Below are 21,890 nucleotides of genomic sequence, written 5' to 3' on the forward strand. Positions count from 1 at the left end.
CAAGCGGAAGGCCCAACCTGGCGTCGATGAAACCAACGACGAGGTCCTTATGAACGCCCCTTTCGATCAGCTGTCCTCATGGCTGAAAGAACACAAGATTACCGAAGTGGAATGTGTGGTCAGCGACCTGACCGGCATCGCCCGCGGCAAAATCGCACCCACCAACAAGTTCCTGCATGAGCGAGGCATGCGCCTGCCGGAAAGTGTGCTGCTGCAAACGGTAACCGGGGACTTCGTCGAGGACGATGTCTACTACGACCTGCTCGACCCGGCCGACATCGACATGATCTGCCGCCCCGACGCCTCGTCGATCTACCTGGTGCCGTGGGCCATCGAACCGACCGCGATCGTCATCCACGACACCTTCGACAAACAGGGCAACCCGATCGAGCTGTCGCCACGCAACGTCCTCAAGAAGGTCCTGCAGCTCTATACCGACAAGGGTTGGCAGCCGATCGTCGCGCCGGAGATGGAGTTCTACCTGACCCAGCGCTGCGAAGACCCGGACCTGCCGCTCAAGGCCCCGCTGGGTCGCTCGGGCCGTGCCGAAAGCGGTCGGCAGTCGTTCTCCATCGACGCCGCCAACGAATTCGATCCGCTGTTCGAAGACGTCTACGACTGGTGCGAAGCCCAGGGCCTGGACCTCGACACGCTGATTCACGAAGACGGCCCGGCGCAGATGGAAATCAACTTCCGCCACGGCGATGCCCTCGACCTGGCCGACCAGATCACCGTGTTCAAACGCACCCTGCGCGAAGCGGCGCTCAAGCACAACGTCACCGCGACCTTCATGGCCAAGCCGATCGCCGACGAGCCTGGCAGTGCCATGCACCTGCACCAGAGCGTGGTCGACATCGCCACCGGCAAGCCGATCTTCGTCAACGCGGACGGTTCCAAGAGCGAGCTGTTCCTGCACCACATCGGCGGCCTGCAGAAGTACATCCCCAAGGTGCTGCCGATGTTCGCCCCCAACGTCAACTCGTTCCGCCGTTTCCTGCCGGACACCTCGGCGCCGGTCAACGTCGAGTGGGGCGAGGAAAACCGCACCGTCGGCCTGCGGGTGCCAACCTCCAGCCCCGAGGCCATGCGCGTGGAAAACCGCCTGCCGGGTGCCGACGCCAACCCCTACCTGGCAATCGCCGCCAGCCTGCTCTGCGGTTACTTGGGCATGGTCGAAGGCATCGAGCCCAACCCGCCGGTGGAAGGCCGCGCCTACGAGCGGCGCAACCTGCGCCTGCCGATCACCATCGAGGACGCCCTGGCCCACATGGAAGATTGCCCGACCCTCGACCGCTACCTGGGCAGCCAGTTCGTGCGCGGCTACGTGGCGGTCAAGCGCGCCGAACACGAAAACTTCAAGCGGGTGATCAGCTCCTGGGAACGTGAATTCCTCCTGCTCAGCGTCTGATCCCCAACCCGACCTCACCCACAACCACTCAACGAGGTGTCGACATGCGTCTATTGAAATCCGTGGTCCCCTTCACCCTGGCGCTGCTGTTCGGCGCCACGGCTCACGCCGAACCGACCGTCAGCGTCTACAACTGGACCGACTACATCGGCGAGACCACCCTCGCCGACTTCCAGGCCAAAAGCGGGATCAAGGTGATCTATGACGTGTTCGACTCCAACGAAACCCTGGAAGGCAAGCTGCTCGCCGGCCGGACCGGCTATGACGTGGTGGTGCCTTCCAACCATTTTCTCGGCCGCCAGGTGAAAGCCGGAGCGTTCCTCAAGCTCGACCGCGCGCAACTGCCGAACTGGAAGAACCTCGACCCGCAACTGCTCAAGCTGCTGGAAAAGAACGATCCGGGCAACGCGCACTCGGTGCCCTACCTGTGGGGCACCAACGGCATCGGCTACAACGTCGACAAGGTCAAGCAGGTACTGGGTATCGACCACATCGACTCGTGGGCGGTGCTGTTCGAACCGGAGAACCTGAAGAAGCTCAGCCAATGCGGTGTCTCGTTCATGGACTCGCCGGACGAGACCTTCCCGGCGATCCTCAACTACCTGGGCATGGACCCACGCAGCTCCAACCCCGAGGACTACAAGAAGGCCGAGGCCAAGCTGCTGACCCTGCGGCCGTACATCACCTACTTCCACTCCTCCAAGTACATTTCGGACCTGGCCAACGGTGACATCTGCGTTGCCTTCGGCTACTCCGGCGACGTGTTCCAGGCCGCCAACCGGGCCAAGGAGGCGAAGAACGGCATCAACATCGCCTACTCGATTCCCAAGGAGGGCAGCAACCTGTGGTTCGACCTGCTGGCGATCCCGGCCGACGCCGCCAACGTCAAGGAGGCCCATGCCTTCATCAACTACCTGCTCGATCCGCAGGTGATCGCCAAGGTCAGCGCCACGGTCGGCTACGCCAACCCCAACCCGGCCGCCCAGCAGTACATGGACGCCGACCTGGTGCACAACCCCGAGGTCTACCCACCGCAGGAAGTGCTCGACAAACTGTACATCTCGACCACGCCGACCCCGGAAATCATGCGCCTGATGACCCGTTCCTGGAGCAAGGTGAAGACCAACAAATGAGCCACGACAGCACAATGGAACACGCCCGTTCCTACTATGCTGCCACCGCCCACTCGATGCCGGACCGCCCCCGGCTCGAGTCGGACCTGGTCGCAGACGTCTGCGTGATCGGCGGCGGCTTCACCGGCGTCAATACCGCGATCGAGCTGGCCCAGCGCGGCCTCTCGGTGGTCCTGCTCGAAGGCCGGCGCATCGGCTGGGGCGCCAGCGGGCGCAATGGCGGCCAACTGATCCGTGGCATCGGCCATGATGTCAGCGGCTTCGCCCGCTACGTCGGCACGGACGGCGTGCGCTACCTGGAGCGGGCCGGCATCGACTCGGTCGCGCTGGTTGGCGAACGGATCCGCGAACATGCCATCGACTGCGACCTGCGCTGGGGCTTCTGCGAACTGGCCAACACCGCGGCGCAGTTCGCGGCATTCCAGGCCGAGCAGGAACACCTGGCCCAACTGGGGTATGCACATCAAACGCGAATCGTCGAATCGCGGGACATGCGCCAGGTGGTGGCGTCCAGCGCGTATGCCGGTGGCCTGATCGACATGGGCTCCGGGCATCTGCATCCGCTCAACCTGGTACTGGGCGAAGCGCGGGCAGCCGAGTCGCTGGGGGTACGGATCTTCGAACAGAGCCCGGTGCTCGAACTGCTGCATGGCAGCCGCGTGCGGGTGCGCTGCGCCCACGGCAGCGTGCGCGCCGACAACCTGGTGCTGGCCTGCAATGCCCACCTCGATGATCTCGAACCGCGCCTGAGTGGCAAGGTGCTGCCGGCCGGCAGCTACATCGTCGCGACGCAACCGCTGACCGCGGCGCTGGCCGCCGAACTGATCCCGCAGAACCTGGCGCTGTGCGACCAGAAGGTCGGCCTGGACTACTATCGGCTGTCCGCCGACCGCCGCCTGCTGTTCGGCGGCGCCTGCCACTACTCCGGGCGGGATCCGGCGGATATCGGCGCCTACATGCGGCCGAAGATGCTCAAGGTGTTCCCGCAACTGGCGGATGTGCGCCTGGACTTCCAGTGGGGCGGCAAGATCGGCATCACCGCCAACCGCTTCCCCCAGGTCGGCCGCCTGCGCCAGCAGCCGAACGTGTTCTATGCCCAGGGCTATTCCGGTCACGGCGTCAATGTCACCCATTGGACCGCCCGGCTGTTGGCCGAAGCGATTCACGCCGGACAGAGCCAGGGCATGGACATCTTCAGCGCGGTCCCGCACATGACCTTCCCCGGCGGCAAGGCCCTGCGCTCGCCGTTGCTGGCGCTGGGCATGCTCTGGCACCGGCTGCGCGAGGTGCTGGGCTGAGCATCACGCCCAGGGTTGCAGTTGCCAGCCATCGACGCCGGCCTGCAACCGTTCGGTCAGTTGGAGCCGATCGAGAAAGCACCGGTCATGGGACACCACCAGCAGCGCACCGTGAAACTGCACCAGCATGCTTTCCAGGGCCTGCAGCGACGGCAGGTCCAGGTGATTGTTCGGCTCGTCCAGCAACAGCAGCTGCGGCGGCTCGTCCGCGTAGAGCACGCTGGCCAGCGCACCCTTGAGTCGTTCGCCACCGCTGAGCAGGCCGCTGGGCTGCATGACGCATTCGGCCCCCAGGCCCAACTGCGCCAGACGGCTACGCAACTCGCCTTCGCTCGAATGCCGATTCACCGCTCGCAACTGTTCCAGGATCGAACGCTGCGGATCGACAGCGGACAAGGCCTGGTCAAGATAGGCCAGCGTGCCATTGACCGTGAAGTCACCCCCAGTCGTCGGTAGTTGCCCTGCCAGGACCTTGAGCAAGGTGGACTTGCCGCTGCCGTTGCGCCCCACCACGCCGATCCGCTGCTGCCCATGCAGGACCAGGCTGAGCTGTCCCTTTACACGGGGCAGGCGCAGGTCGTCGAGGACCAGCACCCGCCGTCGCGCAAATTGCGCACTGGCTGGCGCCTGCAGCACGACCGCCACCTCCTGCTCCACCGCACGGGCCGCTTCACGCACCTGTTGCGCCAGGTTTTCACGTACCGCCGCCTGCTGTGCCTGCTGCTTGCCACGAGTGTTTTCACTGATGCCCTTGCGACGCCCCAACAGGATCGGCGCCTGGTTGGCCTGCCCGGCCTGCCGTTCGGCACGGGCCTGGCGCTGCTCCTGGCGCGCCTGCTGAAGCCGTAGGGCCTGCTCGGTACGCTTGCGTTCGAGCCGGGCGTGCTCCAGCTGGCGCACCGCCTCGTCGCGCTCGACGGCCTTCTGCTGCAGGTAAAAACTGTAGCCGCCGCCGTAGCTGCGCAGGCCCAGGCTGGACAGTTCGACGATCCGGCTCATCTGCTCCAGCAGCTCCCGGTCATGGCTGATCACGATCAGGCCACGGGGCCAGTGCCGCAGTTGCTCCATCAGGGCCTGACGCGCAGGCCGGTCGAGATGATTGCTCGGCTCGTCGAGGATCAGCGTCTGCGCATCCGACAGGCTGGCTCCCGCCAGGGCCACGCGCATCGCTTCGCCACCGCTCAGGCTGGCGACGGGACGGCTGATGTCCAGCCCCTTCAGGTCATGGCGCTCCAGTTCGGCCTGCAGTTGCTGGCGAATATCCCAGCGCTCGCCGACCTGGTCGTAATCGGCCGTATCGAGACCACCGGCCTCGATACGCTCCAGGGCCGCCAGCAGTTCCTGCACGCCGAGCAATGTCGCGATCGAGGCATGGGGGTCGAGCTGCTGGGCCAGATAGTGGACCTTGCCGCCACGCCGGCAATACCCTTCGGCCGGCGATAGCTGCCCCGCGAGCAGGCGTGCGAGCACGCTCTTGCCGACGCCATTGCGCCCGACAATCGCCGTCGGTTGTCCATCGAAGCGGGCATCGAGCCCGGAAAAAAGCACCCGGCCATCGGCCAGGACATAGGAAACGCTTTCCAGCGTCAGGTACGAATTCGTCATGCGAACTCCCATCAATGCCATGGACTCCACCCTGCAGCAGGGGGTACGGAGACTGGCCGTCGGAACAGACGGCGGCATCAATTGCGCATTGGACGAACACCTCGAAAAAGCAATGGGCAGTCAGTATCACCGTGACCGACGCCCCCTGACAAGCCTATGCCAACGCGCAGAAATCGCTGCGGCCGTCACAGGTGACCCGGATCGTCAAGGAAGGCGACGTCGGCACGCTCGCAGCCCCTGGGGCTGAACCACCGTTTCCAGAACCTACAGCCACCAGCGCAAGAGGAAGAAGAACGCCATGCTCAGCAACATGCTGAGCAGCGTGTTGCGGGTATAAAGCACCAGGCCGACGGCCACCAGCGAACTGATCAGGTAGGGATTGTCCCACTGCAGGTTCAACTGCCGGTCCGGCATGAACACGATCGGCCCGCAGATCGCCGTCAGCATCCCCGGCACGGCAAAACCGAGAAACTGCCGGGCATTGCTGCTCAGGCGCAACGGCAGGCGCGGTTCGAGAAACACATAGCGGTTGAGGAACACCAGCAGCCCCATTCCGACAATCACGGCCCAGACCATCATTCACGCCCCCGATACAGCTTGTTGCAGACGAAACCCGCCGCCATCCCCGCCAGCCCCGACAGCACCAGCGCCGACCCCCACTGCCAGTAGCTGAACAGCACCGAACAGAACAGCGACACCGCCACGCACACCACCGTCGGCACATTGCGTACCACCGGCGTGATCAGGGCGATGAAGGTGGCGGCAATCGAGAAATCCAGCCCCAGGTGTTCCAGCCCGGGAATGCTGCTGCCCAGCACGATTCCGGCCAGGGTGAACACATTCCAGGCGATATAGAACGTCAGCCCCACCCCCAGCGCGTACCAGCGATCGAACTGGTGTCGGTCGTGCTGGCTGGTCAGGGCGAACAGCTCGTCGGTCAGCAGAAACCCCAGGCCAAGGCGCCAACGTCCCGGCAGCGGCGCGATCACCGAGCGCATGCTCATGCCGTAGAGCAGGTGTTGCGAGGTCAGCAGCGCGGTGGTCAGCAGGATCGAGAAGATCCCCGCCCCGCCCTTGAGCATGCCGATAGCCACCAATTGCGCGGCGCCGGCGAACACGATGCCGGAGAGCCCCTGGCCTTGCAGAGGAGTCAGATCGGCCTCGATGGCCATGGAGCCGGCCAGCAGCCCCCAGGGTGCGGTCGCCAGGGACAGCGGCATGATCGCCACGGCACCGCGCAGGAATGCACTGCGGGGCAAGGAATGTTCGGACATGGAAGCTCGGACGTCAGTAAAGGGCTGCCGACTGTGGCAGGCCCTTTGCGCCGTGTCTTGAACAATCTTGCAACGCTGAGCGGCGCCAGCCGGCACCGCTCAGGATGCGAACCGCGCTCAGCGGATCGGCGGCAGACGTACCTTGCCGTCGCGGCACTGGGTTTTCACGCCCTTGCCGCACGACTCGAAACCCAGGTCCTTGTTCAGGCACACCCGGACTTCCGACAGTTGCGGACCGCTGCAACCCACCGTGACGCCATCGGCCGGCAGGCCCGGATTGCCCTGCTGGAACAGCTGGACGATTTCTGCGGCGGAGTACTCCCGGACGCTGGTCGACGGCTGCAGCTCATCGGGGATGTGCACCTTGCCCAGGGCCTGGTCGGTGGTCTGCAGGTAGCGGTCGGCGCCCAGGCCACTGCAGGTACCGTGCTTGCTCCACTCATGTTCGAGCAGCTTGGCCGTCGGGAACATCGTGCTGCCCTGCTGGCGCTGGGCAGCCGTCAGCGGTGTCAACGGCGCACAGAACTGCGGCCAGCCGCCCTTGGCATACTGCGGCCAGAGTCCGTGGAGCACAAAGCCGTAACCCTTGCCCTTGCACTGTTCATTCCCGGCATGGGTCAGGCAGAAGGTCGGCGACCACGACAGGCTCAGCAGGTAATAGTCGAACTCGCCGGCCTGCCCCTTCTGCCTGTTCTTTCCCGATGAAGACTGCTGATCCGCCTGTGCGCCGCCCATCGACAACATCAGCACGGCCAATACCACGCAAATCCACTTCATACTGACTCCCTGCTCCTGGTTGGGTTGGACATCGATCCCCGATGTCAATGATGGCTCTACACGAATCCCGTTAAATAAATTGTTAAGAAACCTTACAAAACAGTAACATTTGATACGATTATCCCTCGTCCGAACTTCTATCATGGCAGGCATCGCTTGACCTGCCCGGCCTGCTGGTTCGGGCAAACCGTCGCCCCGGACGGTTGCGCACCCGAACACGGTGCTTTCCTGGGTTCCAACGCGCCATCCGGCGCCCGCCACTACCTGCTGCAATCGCTCTAAGGGAGCCCCGGTTCATGAGTATCCGCAACATCCGCAAGAAAGTCGTCTCGCTCCTCTGGACGCTGGGCGTGCTTCTGGTCATCTACTGCTTCCCGAAAACCGTGTTCGGCTTCCTGGCGCTGGTGGTGATCTGCGGTATCTACGATTTCCTGCGCAATGGTATCTATACCGCCGAACTGGCGAAGAAATATTTCATCGGCAACGGCCGCAATACCTGGGTCCTGTCGCCGTTCAACACCCTGTTCGACCTGGTGAGCCGGCGCAACCGCGGCGTCTATCGCATGCAGGACCTGCCCGAAGACTGCCAGCGCGAGTTGCAGCAGGTCATCGACCGGGCCATGGACCACAAGGACGAGATCATCCAGTACCTCGACGGCCGCATGGCCCAGAACAAACGCGGCATGCTGTTCTTCCAGTGGTACGGGCGCAAGATCGACACCGAACTGGACATCCGCGAACTGCAGCAGAAATTCCCCTATGTGAAGACCGTCGGCGTCTCGGTGTTCAACGCCAACCAGTCGACCTCGTTCCACTTCGGCCCGCTGCGCATGATGTTCCGCGTGCTCTACAACATGGCGCCGGCACCGCATCATGACGGTGTCTACATCCAGTGCCGCAAGGACAAGCACTTCTGGCATGACGACCCGTTGTTCATCTTCGACGACACCCTGCTGCATGCCTCATTCAACAAGAACGACACCAAGCGCTACTGCCTGTTCATCGACATCGTGCGGCCGTCCCGCACGCCGTTCATCCTGCGCGGCGTGATCGCCGGCTTCGCCGGTGCGGTGTTCGCCCTGCGCCGGGTGTTCTACAAGAACTGGAAGCTGATCCAGTAAGCCCCACCCCACCCTGGGCGCCGCGTATCCGCTCGCCCAGGGCCCTCCTGCTCGAACACCACCCACTACCTGCCCACCCCCGCTGCCTGACGGTGGAACACGGCCCGGCCGAGGTCCGCCGGCATATCCAGACGGCCTTCAGCCGGGTCGGTTGCGAGGGATTGAGCGAGCGTGAGCACAAGACGGCGCACATGCTGCCGCGTGGCCATTGGGCGAAGGCCACGGCGAAGGAAATGAACAGTTCCCGCAGCCCGTGCGCCTGCACCGCAAGAATTTCTATCTGAAGCCTTGAGGTGGGAGCCGGCCTGCTGGCGATCCGGACAACGCGGCTTTCAGCTCTACCGCGTTGAGGCCATTGCCAGCAACCGTCTGCTGCAGGGGGTGTTGGATCAGGAGGCCAGCGAGTAGATCAGCGCCGAAATCGATACCAGACCGACCAGCGTGACGAACACGTTGGACAGCTTGCCCGAGTACTGACGCATCGAGGGAACGCGGCGGATCGCATACATCGGCATCAGGAACAGCAACGCGGCGATGATCGGCCCACCCAGGGTCTCGATCATGCCCAGGATGCTCGGGTTCAGCGTTGCCACCAGCCAGCAGACCACCAGCATGAAGGCCGCCGTCATGCGGTCCAGGGCCTTGGCACCGGGCTTGCGGCCGCTCTTGATGATCAGGCCCTTGAGTCCTTCACTGGCACCGATGTAATGGCCCAGGAACGACTTGGCGATCGCCACGAAGGCAATCAGCGGCGCGGCGAAGGCGATGGTCGGGTTGCTGAAATGGTTGGCCAGGTACGACAGGATCGACAGGTTCTGCGCCTTGGCTTCGGCCAGTTGGGCCGGCGACAGGGTCAGCACGCAACTGAACACGAAGAACAGCACCATCACCACCATCAGCAGGTGGGCGCGGGACAGGATCTGGCTGCTGCGCTCTTCGGCGTGCGCCCCGTAACGGCGCTTCTGGTCCACGGCGAAGGCCGAGATGATCGGCGAGTGGTTGAACGAGAACACCATCACCGGAATCGCCAGCCACAGCGTGTGCAGCAGTGCCGAGGGCTCCGGCAGGCTGCTGGCGGTGGCGAGAATACCGCCGTTCCAGTGCGGGATCAGGTACACCGCCAGGAGCGCCAGGGCGACGATGAACGGATAGACCAGCATGCTCATCGCCTTGACGATCAGTTGCTCACCACACCGTACCACCGCCAGCAGGCCGAGGATTAGCGCCAGGGACAGGATCGCCCGCGGCGGCGGCGCGATGTGCAACTGGTGTTCGAGGAAGCTGCCCACGGTGTTGGTCAGGGCGACACTGTAGATCAGCAGGATCGGGAAGATCGCGAAGAAGTACAGCAGGGTGATCAGCGCACCGGCGGTCAGGCCGAAATGCTCCTCGACCACTTCGGTGATGTCCGAACCATCGCGCCCGGAGAGCACGAAGCGGGTCAGGCCGCGGTGCGCGTAGAACGTCATCGGAAACGCCAGCAACGCCAGGATCAGCAGCGGCCAGAAGCCGCCCAGCCCCGCATTGATCGGCAGGAACAGGGTTCCGGCGCCGATCGCCGTGCCGAACAGGCCCAGCATCCAGGTGGTGTCGTGGCGGCTCCAGCTGCTCAGTGCAGCGGGAGCCGATTCATAGCGTTCGTCGACGCTGTTGGCCTGGTCATTCATCCGGTCGAGTCTCCGTTAGCCGGTCATTACCACGCGACCGGGGCGGAAAACAGCTTATTGGCAGCGCCCCGGCCATAAGAGGGGCGCGATTGTCCGGGATAACGCTTGAGAAGCAAAGGGCTAGCTGAGCAACGGTTGCCTGTGCCGGGGTTTCCGGGGGCGTCTGTGCCGTTGCCTGACGGCCTGTACGCCCTGGTTGCGACCTGTCGTCACAGCGCTGAAAAGCCGTACGTTCCTTGAACTTGCCGGCAATAACCCACGCAATCGCGCATGGAGCCTGGATCCACCCTGGCGCTCAACGGCGGGTTCGGATTAAGTTGCTGATTCAGCAGGAAAAATGGAAATTCCGATAAAAATACCCAGGGGCGCGCCCCGTCGGGCACCCGAAGGCGCTCTCCCCACCCGGCCCCGCAGAAGAATCGGCCTGTGGCGCCCAACTATTGATACACTGTAACAACCCATTTCATCCTCCCTTGCCAGTACCCTCCATGATCCCAGTGCAATGTCGTGTCTGTTTCACCGCCCTGCTCCTGCTGCTGGGCGGCTCGTCCGCCCTCGCCGATGACCTGATGATCACCTGGCCCGGCGACTGGGAAGTGCAGACCCTGCCACCCGCGCAAAACGCCGTGGGCGAGGTGATCAGCGGTCTGCGCCAGCGTGCGGTGAAGAACGATGCCAACGGCGACCCGCTGATGGTCATGGAACTGACCCAGTCCGCCCTCACGCCCGGGCATCAGGTCAACCTGCCCGGCGTGCTGCTGGAAATGCGCAAGGCGGTCCAGAAGAACTTCGTCGAGCGCGGTTTCATGAGCGTCTGCAACCGCATCCACGACAGCACCCTGGGCGGCATGCCAGCGGTGGAAACCACCTGCACCATCACCCAGAACGGCGGCCACGTGATGACCCAGACCCTGGTGGCCGCGGCGCGTGAGGGCAAGGCCTACTCCCTGCTGTACGCCGGCTCCGCGGATGGCTACAAGGCCCAGGAAGCGACCGTCAATGGCATCCGCGCCAGCCTGCACCTGGAGCCCTGAACCACGGCCCTCAACCGGCCAGGAAGCCTCGGGCCATGCCACTGGCGGCGATCACGATCAGCATGATCAGCAGCGCCTCGACATGGCTGAGCCGGGCGAACAGCCGGGCCCGGCCAATGTCGATAGAGGCGCCCTTCTTCTGCGCGATGCGCCACTTGATCAGGCTGATCATCGGTGTCAGCTCCAGCAGCAGGACAATCACGAACAGCGTCAGCTTGAGGTGAAACAGCGGCTGGTGCAGGTAATAGTCACTGCCCTTCTCGAAACCGCCGAAGGCGCGCAGACCACCGGTGATCAGCAGCACCGCGGCACTGGTCCCCCACAGGTTGTCCCAGACGAAGACCGGGCGCAGATCGGTCGCAGCGCTGCCGCCAAGACGCAACAAGGCACCACCCCGACCGAACACGGCGGCCAGGGCAATGCCGTAGGCCAGGAGGTGAAGAGCGGCCAGGAACCAGTGGACGAGCATGGTGGTGTCTCCATTGTTGGACACCACAGTTGTAGCTCACTCCCCCGATCTCTGCCGATGACTTCCTGCTGATGAGCGCCTGTAGGAGCCGGCGGTGCGGCGATCCGACTTGCCCGCGAAGCTTTCAGCGACCTCAAGGGCCTCTTCGCGGGCAAGCCGTGCTCCTACAGAGGGTCCTTCGTACGCATTTCGGTGCACGACTCCGTCATCTCAAGGCAACAGAATCACCTTCTCGCTGCTGCCCTGGTTGACCTCGGCATAGCGCGCCGGCCCTTCGGCCAGCGGCGATTCGCGCAAGCCCGACGGCAGCTCCAGCAGCCCCTCATCGAAGAAACGCCCGAACTGTTCGAGCATCCGCGCGCAGGCCGCAGTGCCATAGAGCAGCGAATTGATCCCGACCACCGAGCCACCCTTGCGATACAGCGCCAGCGCCGGCAATTGCACATGCCCGTCGACCGGTGCGGCGATGATCGCGATACGGCCGAATGTCGCCAAGGCACCGACTGCCGCCGGCAGCCAGAAGCCGGTGGTATCGAAGATCACCTCGGCCCCCCGGGGAACACGCCATTGACCGAGGCTGCCAGGTCTTCGGGCTGGCCCAGCACGACCGTCTCGAACCCCCGCGCCTGCAACGCCAGGGCCTGCTCCGGCCGACGGACTGCCGCCAGCACCTGCGCCCCACGGATCTTCGCCAGGGCGATCGCCGCACTGCCGACCGCGCCATTGGCGCCGATGACCAGCAGCCGGGTCCCGGCCTTCACCAGGCTACGCTCCAGGGCATCCCAGGCGGTGGTGTACGGCACACCGAGGCTGGCCGCCTGGGCAAAGCTCAAATGCGCCGGCTTGCGCGCCACCCCCTCGGCCGGCAGGGTCAGGTACTGCGCATGGGAACCGTCACCGGTGAAGCCCAGCTCCTTGCCGGTGCCCCAGACTTCCTGGCCGAGCAGCGCCTGCGGGCCCTCGACCACCACTCCGGCGAAGTCCCGCCCGGGTACCCGCGGCAAGGTGGTGTAGGAAAAACGACCCAGTACGTTCTTCACATCGCTGGGGTTCAGGCCGGCAGCCTTGACCTGTACCAGCACCTCGCCGGCGGCGGGCACGGGCATGGGCAGGTCAACCCATTGCAGGGCGCAAAGATCACCGGTTTTCGAAAATTGCAGAGCTTTCATGGAGTGCGTATCCAGACAGGGAACGGAAAGGGGTTCAGGACAACCAGCCAGCCACCAGTTGCTTGCCCAGCGGCCAGGCCTTCTCGCCCAACTGCATGCCGAGCAAGCCCACCAGGGCCACGGCGGGAGGCGCCGGGGAACGGAAATCGAGCCCGCCGTACAGCAGCCCGACAGCAAGACCGATAACGAGAGAAATCAGGTAGCTCATGATGAAATCCAGGCTCCGAAAGGGAATGCCTGCAGTTTATGGCCGACAAGCACGGGCTGTCGGCCAAAGGCTTCTGGATATCGGTCAAGCGCGGGAGAAAGGGGTTCAGTTCACCGGGTAATGCGAGGGCGAGATGCCCAGAGCCCGACGGAACATGTCGCTGAAGCTGCTGGGCGAATACCCCAGTGAACGGGCGATGCGGCTGACCGGTACGCCCTGGATCAGCTCGGCCACTGCGGTCGCCAACTGCACCTGGCGCCGCCATTCGGCGAAGCCCATGCCCAGTTCCGCCTGGAACAACCGCGCCAGGGTGCGCACGCTGGCCCCGGCGGTCTCGGCATGCTGGTCGAAGGAAATCGCCAGCGACGGGGCACTCATCACCGCCTGGCACACCGTCAGCAGGCGCCGGTCGCTGCCGGAAGGCAGGGCGATCTTCAACATCGAACGCCGCGCCCGCCGCAGCTCCAGCAGGGCCAGGCGGGTCAGTGCGTCGTAGTACTCGCCCTGGGTCTCGTCGGCCTGCGCCACCAGGCCGATGATCAATTCGCGCAGCAGGCCGCCGACCTCGATCACCTGCACCGTGCTTTCCAGCGTCGCGGCCAGGGCCGGACGCAGGTAGATGTTGCGCATCTGCAGGTCCGACACCACCCGGATCCCGTGGGAGACGCCCGGCGGCAGCCAGACTGCCCGCTGCGGCGGCACCGCCAGGGCCTCATGGGGCGTCTCGACCCACATCACCCCGGACATCGCATACAGCAACTGCCCCCAGACATGCTCGTGGGGCTCGATGAACAAGCCCCGCGGGTAGGTCCGTGCCAGCGGTTGCACCGGCCGGTCGGTGTCACTCAGGTCGGGCGGCGCGGCCAGGGCCATGGTCAGCCCGCGACAGGCGTACGCAGGGTGACGAATTCTTCGGCCGCCGTCGGGTGCACGCCGATGGTTTCGTCGAAGTCACGCTTGGTCGCCCCGGCCTTCAGCGCAATCCCCAGCCCCTGAATGATCTCGCCAGCGTCCGGTCCGACCATGTGGCAACCCAGGACCTTGTCGCTACGGGCATCCACCACCAGTTTCATCAGGGTTTTCTCCTGGCAATCGGTCAGGGTCAGCTTCATCGGCCGGAAGCGGCTCTCGAAGATCGTCACCTCATGGCCCTGCTCCCGCGCCTGCTCCTCGGTCAGGCCGACGGTACCGATGTTCGGCTGGCTGAACACGGCGGTGGGGATCAGCTTGTAATCGACCGGGCGATACTGCTCGGGCTTGAACAGCCGCCGGGCGACGGCCATCCCTTCAGCCAGGGCCACCGGCGTCAATTGCACACGGCCGATCACGTCGCCCAGCGCGAGGATCGACGGTTCACTGGTCTGGTACTGCTCGTCGACCTGGATGAACCCCTTCTTGTCCAGTTTCACCCCGGTGTTTTCCAGGCCCAGGTTGTCCAGCATCGGACGCCGCCCGGTGGCGTAGAAAATACAGTCGGCCACCAGCTCGCGACCGTCCTTGAGGGTGGCCTTGAGGCTGCCATCGGCCTGCTTGTCGATACGTTCGATATCGCTGTTGAACTGCAGCGTCAGGCCCTGCTTGGTCAGTTCCTCGGCCAGGTGCTTGCGCACCGCGCCATCGAAGCCGCGCAGGAACAGGTCGCCGCGATACAGCAACTGGGTCTCGGCGCCCAGGCCGTTGAAGATGCCGGCGAACTCCACGGCGATGTAGCCGCCGCCCACCACCAGGATGCGCTTGGGCAGTGCCTTGAGGAAAAACGCCTCGTTGGAACTGATGGCGTGCTCATGCCCCGGAATGTCGGGGATCTGTGGCCAGCCGCCAGTGGCGATCAGGATATGTTTGGCGCTGTAGCGCTGGCCGTTGACCTCGACCTGATGCGGGTCGACCAGCTTGCCATGGCCTTCGAGCAGGGTGACGCCGCTGTTGACCAGCAGGTTGCGATAAATGCCGTTGAGGCGGTTGATTTCCTTGTCCTTGTTGGCGATCAGGGTCGCCCAGTCGAAGTTCGCTTCGCCCAGGGACCAGCCAAAACCCTTGGCCTGCTCGAAATCCTCGGCGAAGTGCGATCCGTAGACCAGCAGCTTCTTGGGTACGCAACCGACGTTCACGCAGGTGCCGCCCAGGTAGCGGCTTTCGACCACCGCCACCTTGGCTCCGAAACCGGCGGCAAACCGCGCTGCCCGCACACCGCCGGAACCGGCGCCAATCACAAACAGATCAAAATCGTAGGCCATGTCTATCTCCTCGGCAGGCACACAGCATACCCGCTGTAGCCTCTCAGGTCAGTTAGCCATTACATAAGGGCGCATAACAAAAAAGCCACCCGAAGGTGGCTTTTTCTGGAACGCTACGAAGCTGAAGGCGCTTAGTAGGCCTTGCCAGTCTTGTAGAAGTTCTCGAAGCAGAAGTTGGTCGCGTCGATATAGCCTTCGGCGCCACCGCAGTCGAAACGCTTGCCCTTGAACTTGTAGGCAATCACACAACCGTCCTGGGCCTGCTTCATCAGGGCGTCGGTGATCTGGATCTCGCCACCCTTGCCCGGTTCGGTCTGCTCGATCAGGTTGAAGATGTCCGGCGTCATGATGTAGCGACCGATGATCGCCAGGTTCGACGGCGCATCTTCAGGTTTTGGCTTCTCGACCATGTTGCGTACGCGGTACAGGTCATCACCGATCAGGTCGCCGGCGATCACACCGTACTTGCTGGTTTCCTGCGGGTCGACTTCCATGATCGCCACGATGGTGCAGCGGTACTGCTTGTACAGCTTGACCATCTGCTTGAGGACGCCGTCGCCTTCCAGGTTGACGCACAGGTCGTCCGCCAGCACTACCGCGAACGGCTCGTCGCCGATCAGCGGACGGCCGGTCAGAATGGCGTGGCCCAGGCCTTTCATTTCGGTCTGGCGGGTGTAGGAGAACGAGCACTCGTCCAGCAGGCGGCGGATACCGACCAGGTATTTCTCCTTGTCGGTGCCCTTGATCTGGTTTTCCAACTCGTAGCTGATGTCGAAGTGGTCTTCCAGCGCGCGCTTGCCGCGGCCGGTGACGATCGAGATCTCGTTCAAGCCAGCGTCCAGCGCTTCTTCGACGCCGTACTGGATCAGTGGCTTGTTCACCACCGGCAGCATTTCTTTGGGCATGGCCTTAGTCGCTGGCAGGAAGCGAGTACCGTAACCGGCTGCTGGGAACAAGCATTTCTTGATCATATGAGTCCTTAAAAAGGGCGGTGTGTACGAGTTTCGGCGCAGTCTAATCAGGCGGCGGTCACCTTACAATGCCCCGCTGATAGCATCCTGACGCCAACATAGAGAAAAACGACGGCAGATAGTTCCAAGGCATCGACAAATAGTCTGACGCCCGGTATTCGAGGCGACTGATGAGCCCCTTCTGCCCCACCTTCAAAACCCTGATTCTAGCTGCTGATAGCAGCTCGCGCCGGGTTCTGCGCTATCATCGTGACATTTCCCCAACCAGTGAGACGAAGCGATGTCGGCAGCGAAGAAAGTGAACGGTTACCTGATTACCCAGGCCGCCGATGGCCAATGGTGGGTGGCCGGTGTCGACGGCGAGCAGATTGCCGGGCCGTTCGCGACCGAGGCCCTGGCCAGCGAAGTGGCATCGGTGTTCGAGGATACCCCCGCCCCAACGGCCAAGCGCCGCTAAAAATAAAGGGCTGAACGACATGAAGGGGTTTCTGGCATTGCTCGCGGTACTGGCCCTGGCGGGATGCGCAACGGCCTCCAAAACCTACCTGGACAACGGCCAGCAAGGCCTGGAAATCGATTGCTCCGGCGAAGCGATGTCCTGGGCCAAATGCTACGAAAAGGCCGATGACTCCTGCGCGGGTACCGGCTACACCATCGTCGGCACCGATGGCACGCCGCAGCCGAAGGAAAGCGACAAGACCCTGGGCGTGGACGTCGGCAACTTCAAGAGCCGCACCGTGGTCGTGATCTGCAAGTGACCGGCGTGGGCGGGCCGGCCTCAGGGCTGGCCTGAAATGCAGCGGGTCGCCGCATCGAGCACCGCGCTGGAACGCAGCGGGTTGTTCGACATGCTTTCATAGAGGCGGATGCTGCTGCCCCCCGAACGCTCCTCGATATCGAGCAGGGCCGCCGGCGAACTCGACAGACGATCGCGCACCACCATCCTGATCCCGCTCTTGTGCGGGGTCAGCAACGAAGGACCGCGGCTCTTGTTCAGAATCGTGTCCACACAGTTGGCATATTCATTGGGCTTCTTGCCCGAAATCACATTCAGCGTCGGCGGTGTCTGCTGGATTTCCGAAACACTTGCACATCCGCCCAACGCCAACATCGCAGCGACCCAAGCGCCCCACTTCATGAAAAACCCTCCAATAAAGACGCTCCGACAGCATCAATGCGATTTTTCTCCATTGCGAAGAGGAATTTAATCCAACTTTTATGGCGACAAGACGGTGTAATCCGTCAGACTTGTCACCCTACCCACAGAATCCATCCATCGCAGCGATAAAACCAGGCTGCGCCACATGCTATCTTTTTGATTTTGTAGAAAAAGCCTTCTGGAGGCGGTCATGAAATTCATCCACCAGCGCGAGCACCTCAACGAAGACGACATCGTCGTGATCGAATGCTCCCAGACCTGCAACATCCGCCTGATGAGCGACGCCAACTTCCGCAGCTTCAAGAACGGCGGCCGCCACACCTACCACGGCGGCGCCTTCGACACCTTCCCGGCCCGGATCACCGTGCCCAGCACCGGTTTCTGGAACATCACCCTGGACACCGTGGTGACCAAGCGCGCCATCAGCGTCACCCGCAAGCCGAACCTCAAGCATTCGATCCGCATCATCCGTCGCTCCGCCTCGAAGCTGCGCTGAATCTCCCCTTTCCTTTTAATGAGTGGAATGACCGTGACTACCAAATACGTCATCAAGTACACCCTCAACGGTGAACGCCGTTTCGAGTTCGCCCAGTTGGAAAATGGCACAGAGGCCGAGGCCCGTGCCGCGCTGGAAGCCGTGCATGGCAAGGACGATGTGATTGCCGACGTGAAAGTCAGCAAGGCGCTGTAAGCGCCGCGCCGGACAATGCCGCGAGCAGCGCATGACCCTTGATCTGTTTGCCGACGACGAACTGCGCCAACCCGAACGCCACGAGCGGATCGGCGAGCAATCGTGGGTGCTGCGCGGCTTTGCCCTGCCCCGGATCGAGCAACTGCTCCCGGCCCTGCGCGAGGTGTTGCGCCAGGCGCCGCTTCGTCAGATGGTCACCCCCGGCGGCTTCACCATGTCGGCCAGCCTGAGCAGTTGTGGCCGTTGGGGCTGGACCAGTGACCGCGACGGCTATCGCTACAGCGCCGTCGACCCGCAAAGCGGCCAGCCCTGGCCGGCGATGCCCGAGGTGATTCGGCAGTTGGCCGTCGACGCCGCCCGGGCAGCGGGTTTCGAAGACTTCGAACCCGATGCCTGCCTGATCAACCGTTACGTGCCGGGAGCGAAGATGTCCCTGCATCAGGACCGCAACGAGCGCGATCTCGGCGCCCCGGTGGTCTCGGTCTCGCTGGGGCTGCCGGCGATGTTCCTGTTCGGCGGCCACGAACGCGCCGACAGGAGCCAGCGCATCCCGCTGCTGCACGGCGATGTGGTGGTCTGGGGTGGCGTCGACCGCCTGCGCTTTCACGGCATCCTGCCGGTCAAGGACGGTCACCATCCAGTACTGGGGGCCCAGCGCATCAACTTCACCCTGCGCCGTGCCGCCCTCAACGGTTGACGTCCACCACCACTCGTCCACGCACGTGCCCGGCGAGTAGGCGCGGCGCGACCTCCAGGGCTTCCTGCAGACCGATTTCGTGACTGATCAATGCCAGTTGCTGGAGATCGAGGTCTCTTGCCAGGCGTTCCCAGGCCAGGATGCGCTGCGCCCTGGGCTGGGTCACGCTGTTGATCCCGGCCAGGGTCACGCCACGCAGGATGAACGGCGCCACCGTTGCCGGAAAGTCCATGCCCTGAGCCAGGCCGCAGGCGGCGACGGTGCCATTGGCGCGGGTGCTGGCACAGACATTGGCCAGGGTATGGCTGCCCACCGAATCGATGGCGGCGGCCCAGCGTTCCTTCGCCAGCGGCTTGCCCGGTTGCGACAGGGTCTGGCGATCGATGATCTCGGCGGCGCCCAGCCGTTGCAGATAATCATGCTCGCAGGTGCGCCCGGTCGAGGCCACCACCCGATAACCGAGCCGGGCCAGCAGCGCCACGGCAAAGCTGCCGACACCACCGTTGGCGCCGGTCACCAGCACTTCGCCCTGGTCCGGCGTCAGGCCATTGCGCTCCAGCGCCAGGATACTGAGCATCGCGGTGTAGCCGGCGGTGCCGACGGCCATGCTCTGCGCCGGGGTAAAACCCCTGGGCAGCGGGATCAGCCAGTCGCCGCTGAGCCGGGCCTTCTGCGCCAGGCCGCCCCAATGCCCTTCGCCGACACCCCAGCCATTGAGCAGCACCCAGTCGCCGGCCTGATAGTCGGCATGACTGCTGTGCTCCACCGTCCCCACCAGGTCGATGCCCGGCACCATGGGGAAACTGCGCACCACCGGGCTGGCCCCGGTGATCGCCAACCCGTCCTTGAAGTTCAGAGTGCTGTAGGCCACCCGCACCGTCACATCGCCTGGCGGCAATTGTGTTTCGTCGAGAGAGGCCAGGTTGGCCCGGTAACCGCTTTCGTCCTTTTCGATCAGGATGCCGCTGAACATGCTCACCTCCAATTTAGACCGATCGTCTAGAAATAGTCCTGAAAAAACTACCGCGCCAGGCTGCCCATGAACCCCTGCATGAAGGTCTCCAGCGGAGCCTCGCTTCCCACCAGCCGGGCCCGCAGTACCGCGCCTTCCCAGCCGATCCAGAAGAAACTCGCCAGGGCCGGACAATCGGCGGTCACCGCCAGCTCACCGGCCTGTTGCGCCGCCTGCAGGCAAACGCTCAGGCGCTGCTCCCAACTGCGCAGCACCGCCTCCAACTGCTCACGGTAGCTGTCCGGCAGTTGGGTCACTTCCTGGCCCAGGTTGCCCACCAGGCAGCCGCGGCGAAAACCGTGCCGGGCCATGCCGGCCTTGGCCTCATCGACGAAACCGCGCAGACGCTGCAAGGGCGACAGCGATTCGTCCAAAAGCCAGCGGTCGAGCTTGCGCGCGAAGTAGTCGGCGTAATTGGCCAGCACCGCCTGGCCAAAGGCTTCCTTGCTGTCGAAGTAGTGATAGAACGAGCCCTTGGGCACACCTACCCGCTTGAGCACGACATCGATACCGGTGCTCATGAAGCCTTGCTCGGTGAGGATTTCCGTGCCACAGCGCACCAGCAGCTCGCGGGTCTGCTGGTGTTCCCGAGGCACCTTCGGCGGGCGGCCGGGCTTGCGTGGCAAAACGTTGCGGGTCGTCATGGGAACAATATAGACCGATCGTCTCAAAAATACATCCGACCCGGGTCGTGATATCGGCTCGACCGACCAGGCCGAGGCTTTCGCAACGATGCCGAGCCTGCTCAGGCGCAGAAGTCACTGGCCTGGCCGATGGCATTCCTGATACAAACCTGTGCTGTTCCCGTCGTCATTCCCTTATCTGCCCGGAGAGAAGTCGTCATGAGCAACTGGCCTGACACCCGTCTGCTTGAGCTGTTCGACATCCAGCAACCGATCATCCAGGGCCCCCTGGCGGGAGTGACCACGCTGGCGATGCTGGTCGGGGTCGCCAGGGCTGGCGGCCTGGCCTCCCTGCCCGCCGCCATGCTGACCGCCGAACAGATCCGCCAGCACACCGAGGCGTTTCGCCGCGCGGTCCAGGCTCCCCTGAACATCAACTTCTTCTGCCACTCGATGCCCACCCCGGACCCGGAGCGGGAAAAGCGCTGGAAGGAACGCCTGGCGCCCTACTACCGCGAGCAGGGCCTGGACTTCAACGCCCCCACACCGGTGTCCAGCCGTGCGCCCTTCGACGAAGGCAGTTGCCAACTGGTGGAAGAACTGCGTCCGGAGATCGTCAGCTTCCACTTCGGCCTGCCGCCCCAGCCCATGCTCGACCGGGTCAAGGCCACCGGCGCGACCCTCGTCGGCTGCGCCACCACCGTGGATGAGGCACGCTGGCTGCAGGAACGCGGCTGCCACGCGATCATCGCCATGGGGGTCGAGGCCGGCGGCCATCGCGGCATTTTCCTGAGCAACGACCTCAACACCCAGGTCGGCACCATGGCCCTGGTTCCGCAGATTGTCGACGCGGTGAAGGTCCCGGTGATCGCCGCCGGCGGCATCGGTGATGCACGGGGCATCGCGGCGGCCTTCATGCTCGGCGCGAGCGCGGCGCAGTTGGGCACCAGCTACCTGTTCACCCCGGAGGCGAAGGTCTCGGCGTCTCACCACCAGGCGCTGCGCACCGCCAAGGAAAGCGAGACGGCCCTGACCAACCTGTTCACCGGCCGCCCGGCGCGCGGGATCATGAACCGGGTCATGCGCGAACTGGGACCGATCAGCGACATGGCGCCGGCGTTCCCGCTGGCCGGCGGCGCGCTCATGCCCCTGCGGGCCAAGGCCGAGGCGGACTTCAGCAACCTGTGGTCGGGCCAGGCCCTGCGGCTGGGGGTGCAATTGCCTGCCGAGGAACTGACCCGGCAACTGGCGCAGCAGGCACTGGCCAGGTTGCAGGGCCGCTGATCGTGGGGGATGGCCCACTCGCCATGGCCATGAAATCGCTATATATTTCTCTATAT

24 protein-coding genes and 1 pseudogene are annotated in these 21,890 nt (G+C 64.0%); 11 read left to right on the forward strand and 14 right to left on the reverse strand.

Annotated features, from left to right (window positions below; all coding sequences use genetic code 11):
• Nucleotides 1–49 precede the first annotated feature (49 nt).
• From ACM62G_RS30170 to ACM62G_RS30180, 3 genes are read left to right on the forward strand one after another with little or no spacing between them, the layout of a single operon-like run.
• Entirely contained in the window at nucleotides 50–1,408 is a 1,359-nt protein-coding gene (locus ACM62G_RS30170) for a glutamine synthetase family protein (RefSeq protein WP_054056461.1), read from the forward strand.
• 44 nt (nucleotides 1,409–1,452) lie between these two features.
• Entirely contained in the window at nucleotides 1,453–2,541 is a 1,089-nt protein-coding gene (locus tag ACM62G_RS30175; protein ID WP_054056460.1) for a polyamine ABC transporter substrate-binding protein, read from the forward strand.
• Nucleotides 2,538–3,839 (forward strand): NAD(P)/FAD-dependent oxidoreductase, encoded by a 1,302-nt coding sequence (locus tag ACM62G_RS30180; RefSeq protein ID WP_419736337.1) that lies wholly within the window; start codon nucleotides 2,538–2,540, stop codon nucleotides 3,837–3,839. The genes ACM62G_RS30175 and ACM62G_RS30180 overlap by 4 nt, the downstream gene beginning before the upstream one ends.
• 3 nt (nucleotides 3,840–3,842) lie before the next feature.
• Here ACM62G_RS30180 and ACM62G_RS30185 read toward each other — a convergent pair whose 3' ends face one another.
• The 4 genes from ACM62G_RS30185 to ACM62G_RS30200 all read right to left on the reverse strand — a co-directional run bounded on the left by ACM62G_RS30185 (nucleotide 3,843) and on the right by ACM62G_RS30200 (nucleotide 7,495).
• Nucleotides 3,843–5,444, reverse strand: coding sequence for an ABC-F family ATP-binding cassette domain-containing protein (locus ACM62G_RS30185; RefSeq protein WP_419736338.1), 1,602 nt, complete (start codon nucleotides 5,442–5,444; stop codon nucleotides 3,843–3,845).
• 264 nt (nucleotides 5,445–5,708) lie between these two features.
• On the reverse strand, nucleotides 5,709–6,020 hold the full coding sequence (locus ACM62G_RS30190; protein WP_162491338.1) for an AzlD domain-containing protein: 312 nt from the start codon (nucleotides 6,018–6,020) through the stop codon (nucleotides 5,709–5,711).
• Nucleotides 6,020–6,718, reverse strand: coding sequence for an AzlC family ABC transporter permease (locus ACM62G_RS30195; protein ID WP_419736339.1), 699 nt, complete (start codon nucleotides 6,716–6,718; stop codon nucleotides 6,020–6,022). The genes ACM62G_RS30190 and ACM62G_RS30195 overlap by 1 nt, the downstream gene beginning before the upstream one ends.
• Nucleotides 6,719–6,835: 117 nt before the next feature.
• Nucleotides 6,836–7,495 (reverse strand): ribonuclease T2 family protein, encoded by a 660-nt coding sequence (locus ACM62G_RS30200; protein ID WP_054056455.1) that lies wholly within the window; start codon nucleotides 7,493–7,495, stop codon nucleotides 6,836–6,838.
• A 296-nt stretch (nucleotides 7,496–7,791) separates the two neighbouring features.
• On the opposite strand from ACM62G_RS30200, the gene ACM62G_RS30205 reads away from it, so the two are divergent.
• Nucleotides 7,792–8,616, forward strand: coding sequence for an aspartyl/asparaginyl beta-hydroxylase domain-containing protein (locus ACM62G_RS30205; RefSeq protein ID WP_054056454.1), 825 nt, complete (start codon nucleotides 7,792–7,794; stop codon nucleotides 8,614–8,616).
• 389 nt (nucleotides 8,617–9,005) lie between these two features.
• Here the strand turns inward: ACM62G_RS30205 and ACM62G_RS30210 are convergent, their stop codons facing one another.
• The gene (locus tag ACM62G_RS30210; protein ID WP_054056453.1) at nucleotides 9,006–10,283 is read right to left on the reverse strand and encodes a serine/threonine transporter; all 1,278 of its coding nucleotides are present in this window, start codon (nucleotides 10,281–10,283) and stop codon (nucleotides 9,006–9,008) included.
• 488 nt (nucleotides 10,284–10,771) lie between these two features.
• Between ACM62G_RS30210 and ACM62G_RS30215 the strand changes: the two genes are divergently transcribed.
• Nucleotides 10,772–11,317, forward strand: coding sequence for a DUF4946 domain-containing protein (locus tag ACM62G_RS30215; protein WP_054056452.1), 546 nt, complete (start codon nucleotides 10,772–10,774; stop codon nucleotides 11,315–11,317).
• A 10-nt stretch (nucleotides 11,318–11,327) separates the two neighbouring features.
• Here ACM62G_RS30215 and ACM62G_RS30220 read toward each other — a convergent pair whose 3' ends face one another.
• The 6 genes and pseudogenes from ACM62G_RS30220 to galU all read right to left on the reverse strand — a co-directional run bounded on the left by ACM62G_RS30220 (nucleotide 11,328) and on the right by galU (nucleotide 16,368).
• A complete protein-coding gene (locus ACM62G_RS30220; protein ID WP_273820501.1) occupies nucleotides 11,328–11,786 on the reverse strand; it encodes a DUF2214 family protein in 459 nt (152 codons plus the stop codon).
• Nucleotides 11,787–11,996: 210 nt separating this feature from the next.
• Nucleotides 11,997–12,955: pseudogene (locus ACM62G_RS30225) on the reverse strand (quinone oxidoreductase family protein).
• A gap of 34 nt (nucleotides 12,956–12,989) precedes the next feature.
• Entirely contained in the window at nucleotides 12,990–13,163 is a 174-nt protein-coding gene (locus ACM62G_RS30230) for a DUF1427 family protein (protein WP_017906538.1), read from the reverse strand.
• A 105-nt stretch (nucleotides 13,164–13,268) separates the two neighbouring features.
• Complete coding sequence (locus ACM62G_RS30235; RefSeq protein WP_273820497.1) at nucleotides 13,269–14,036, reverse strand: AraC family transcriptional regulator; 768 nt, start codon at nucleotides 14,034–14,036, stop codon at nucleotides 13,269–13,271.
• A gap of 2 nt (nucleotides 14,037–14,038) precedes the next feature.
• On the reverse strand, nucleotides 14,039–15,397 hold the full coding sequence (gene gorA, locus ACM62G_RS30240; RefSeq protein ID WP_054059650.1) for a glutathione-disulfide reductase: 1,359 nt from the start codon (nucleotides 15,395–15,397) through the stop codon (nucleotides 14,039–14,041).
• A gap of 131 nt (nucleotides 15,398–15,528) precedes the next feature.
• Complete coding sequence (galU, locus tag ACM62G_RS30245) at nucleotides 15,529–16,368, reverse strand: UTP--glucose-1-phosphate uridylyltransferase GalU (RefSeq protein WP_054059651.1); 840 nt, start codon at nucleotides 16,366–16,368, stop codon at nucleotides 15,529–15,531.
• A gap of 280 nt (nucleotides 16,369–16,648) precedes the next feature.
• On the opposite strand from galU, the gene ACM62G_RS30250 reads away from it, so the two are divergent.
• Both ACM62G_RS30250 and ACM62G_RS30255 read left to right on the forward strand, forming a co-directional pair.
• Nucleotides 16,649–16,825 (forward strand): hypothetical protein, encoded by a 177-nt coding sequence (locus ACM62G_RS30250; protein WP_419736340.1) that lies wholly within the window; start codon nucleotides 16,649–16,651, stop codon nucleotides 16,823–16,825.
• A gap of 19 nt (nucleotides 16,826–16,844) precedes the next feature.
• Nucleotides 16,845–17,126, forward strand: a complete 282-nt coding sequence (locus ACM62G_RS30255; protein ID WP_054059652.1) for a hypothetical protein — start codon at nucleotides 16,845–16,847, stop codon at nucleotides 17,124–17,126.
• Nucleotides 17,127–17,146: 20 nt separating this feature from the next.
• On the opposite strand, the gene ACM62G_RS30260 is transcribed toward ACM62G_RS30255, so the two are convergent.
• Nucleotides 17,147–17,506, reverse strand: coding sequence for a hypothetical protein (locus ACM62G_RS30260; protein WP_054059653.1), 360 nt, complete (start codon nucleotides 17,504–17,506; stop codon nucleotides 17,147–17,149).
• A gap of 211 nt (nucleotides 17,507–17,717) precedes the next feature.
• Here ACM62G_RS30260 and ACM62G_RS30265 point away from each other — a divergent pair, with 211 nt between their 5' ends.
• The 3 genes from ACM62G_RS30265 to alkB are packed head-to-tail and all read left to right on the forward strand — an operon-like array spanning nucleotide 17,718 to nucleotide 18,915.
• On the forward strand, nucleotides 17,718–18,023 hold the full coding sequence (locus tag ACM62G_RS30265; protein WP_017906757.1) for a DUF1883 domain-containing protein: 306 nt from the start codon (nucleotides 17,718–17,720) through the stop codon (nucleotides 18,021–18,023).
• 33 nt (nucleotides 18,024–18,056) lie between these two features.
• Nucleotides 18,057–18,218 (forward strand): hypothetical protein, encoded by a 162-nt coding sequence (locus ACM62G_RS30270; RefSeq protein ID WP_162491336.1) that lies wholly within the window; start codon nucleotides 18,057–18,059, stop codon nucleotides 18,216–18,218.
• Nucleotides 18,219–18,249: 31 nt separating this feature from the next.
• Complete coding sequence (gene alkB / locus ACM62G_RS30275) at nucleotides 18,250–18,915, forward strand: DNA oxidative demethylase AlkB (RefSeq protein ID WP_054059654.1); 666 nt, start codon at nucleotides 18,250–18,252, stop codon at nucleotides 18,913–18,915.
• On the opposite strand, the gene ACM62G_RS30280 is transcribed toward alkB, so the two are convergent.
• Both ACM62G_RS30280 and ACM62G_RS30285 read right to left on the reverse strand, forming a co-directional pair.
• On the reverse strand, nucleotides 18,905–19,888 hold the full coding sequence (locus ACM62G_RS30280) for an MDR family oxidoreductase (RefSeq protein ID WP_419736341.1): 984 nt from the start codon (nucleotides 19,886–19,888) through the stop codon (nucleotides 18,905–18,907). The two genes, alkB and ACM62G_RS30280, sit on opposite strands and share 11 nt — an antisense overlap.
• A gap of 47 nt (nucleotides 19,889–19,935) precedes the next feature.
• On the reverse strand, nucleotides 19,936–20,571 hold the full coding sequence (locus ACM62G_RS30285) for a TetR/AcrR family transcriptional regulator (RefSeq protein WP_273820490.1): 636 nt from the start codon (nucleotides 20,569–20,571) through the stop codon (nucleotides 19,936–19,938).
• A 198-nt stretch (nucleotides 20,572–20,769) separates the two neighbouring features.
• On the opposite strand from ACM62G_RS30285, the gene ACM62G_RS30290 reads away from it, so the two are divergent.
• Nucleotides 20,770–21,834, forward strand: a complete 1,065-nt coding sequence (locus tag ACM62G_RS30290; protein ID WP_419736342.1) for an NAD(P)H-dependent flavin oxidoreductase — start codon at nucleotides 20,770–20,772, stop codon at nucleotides 21,832–21,834.
• The last annotated feature ends 56 nt before the right edge of the window (nucleotides 21,835–21,890 follow it).

The sequence above is a fragment of the Pseudomonas sp. COR18 genome (genome assembly GCF_048568395.1).
Lineage (GTDB): Bacteria > Pseudomonadota > Gammaproteobacteria > Pseudomonadales > Pseudomonadaceae > Aquipseudomonas > Aquipseudomonas fuscovaginae_B.

Coding starts and splice junctions, on each gene's coding strand:
- ACM62G_RS30170 (WP_054056461.1), top strand. CDS start 50: ATGAACGCCCCTTTCGATCAGCTGTCCTCATGGCTGAAAGAACACAAG.
- ACM62G_RS30175 (WP_054056460.1), top strand. CDS start 1,453: ATGCGTCTATTGAAATCCGTGGTCCCCTTCACCCTGGCGCTGCTGTTC.
- ACM62G_RS30180 (WP_419736337.1), top strand. CDS start 2,538: ATGAGCCACGACAGCACAATGGAACACGCCCGTTCCTACTATGCTGCC.
- ACM62G_RS30185 (WP_419736338.1), bottom strand. CDS start 5,444: ATGACGAATTCGTACCTGACGCTGGAAAGCGTTTCCTATGTCCTGGCC.
- ACM62G_RS30190 (WP_162491338.1), bottom strand. CDS start 6,020: ATGGTCTGGGCCGTGATTGTCGGAATGGGGCTGCTGGTGTTCCTCAAC.
- ACM62G_RS30195 (WP_419736339.1), bottom strand. CDS start 6,718: ATGTCCGAACATTCCTTGCCCCGCAGTGCATTCCTGCGCGGTGCCGTG.
- ACM62G_RS30200 (WP_054056455.1), bottom strand. CDS start 7,495: ATGAAGTGGATTTGCGTGGTATTGGCCGTGCTGATGTTGTCGATGGGC.
- ACM62G_RS30205 (WP_054056454.1), top strand. CDS start 7,792: ATGAGTATCCGCAACATCCGCAAGAAAGTCGTCTCGCTCCTCTGGACG.
- ACM62G_RS30210 (WP_054056453.1), bottom strand. CDS start 10,283: ATGAATGACCAGGCCAACAGCGTCGACGAACGCTATGAATCGGCTCCC.
- ACM62G_RS30215 (WP_054056452.1), top strand. CDS start 10,772: ATGATCCCAGTGCAATGTCGTGTCTGTTTCACCGCCCTGCTCCTGCTG.
- ACM62G_RS30220 (WP_273820501.1), bottom strand. CDS start 11,786: ATGCTCGTCCACTGGTTCCTGGCCGCTCTTCACCTCCTGGCCTACGGC.
- ACM62G_RS30230 (WP_017906538.1), bottom strand. CDS start 13,163: ATGAGCTACCTGATTTCTCTCGTTATCGGTCTTGCTGTCGGGCTGCTG.
- ACM62G_RS30235 (WP_273820497.1), bottom strand. CDS start 14,036: ATGGCCCTGGCCGCGCCGCCCGACCTGAGTGACACCGACCGGCCGGTG.
- gorA (WP_054059650.1), bottom strand. CDS start 15,397: ATGGCCTACGATTTTGATCTGTTTGTGATTGGCGCCGGTTCCGGCGGT.
- galU (WP_054059651.1), bottom strand. CDS start 16,368: ATGATCAAGAAATGCTTGTTCCCAGCAGCCGGTTACGGTACTCGCTTC.
- ACM62G_RS30250 (WP_419736340.1), top strand. CDS start 16,649: ATGTCGGCAGCGAAGAAAGTGAACGGTTACCTGATTACCCAGGCCGCC.
- ACM62G_RS30255 (WP_054059652.1), top strand. CDS start 16,845: ATGAAGGGGTTTCTGGCATTGCTCGCGGTACTGGCCCTGGCGGGATGC.
- ACM62G_RS30260 (WP_054059653.1), bottom strand. CDS start 17,506: ATGAAGTGGGGCGCTTGGGTCGCTGCGATGTTGGCGTTGGGCGGATGT.
- ACM62G_RS30265 (WP_017906757.1), top strand. CDS start 17,718: ATGAAATTCATCCACCAGCGCGAGCACCTCAACGAAGACGACATCGTC.
- alkB (WP_054059654.1), top strand. CDS start 18,250: ATGACCCTTGATCTGTTTGCCGACGACGAACTGCGCCAACCCGAACGC.
- ACM62G_RS30280 (WP_419736341.1), bottom strand. CDS start 19,888: ATGTTCAGCGGCATCCTGATCGAAAAGGACGAAAGCGGTTACCGGGCC.
- ACM62G_RS30285 (WP_273820490.1), bottom strand. CDS start 20,571: ATGACGACCCGCAACGTTTTGCCACGCAAGCCCGGCCGCCCGCCGAAG.
- ACM62G_RS30290 (WP_419736342.1), top strand. CDS start 20,770: ATGAGCAACTGGCCTGACACCCGTCTGCTTGAGCTGTTCGACATCCAG.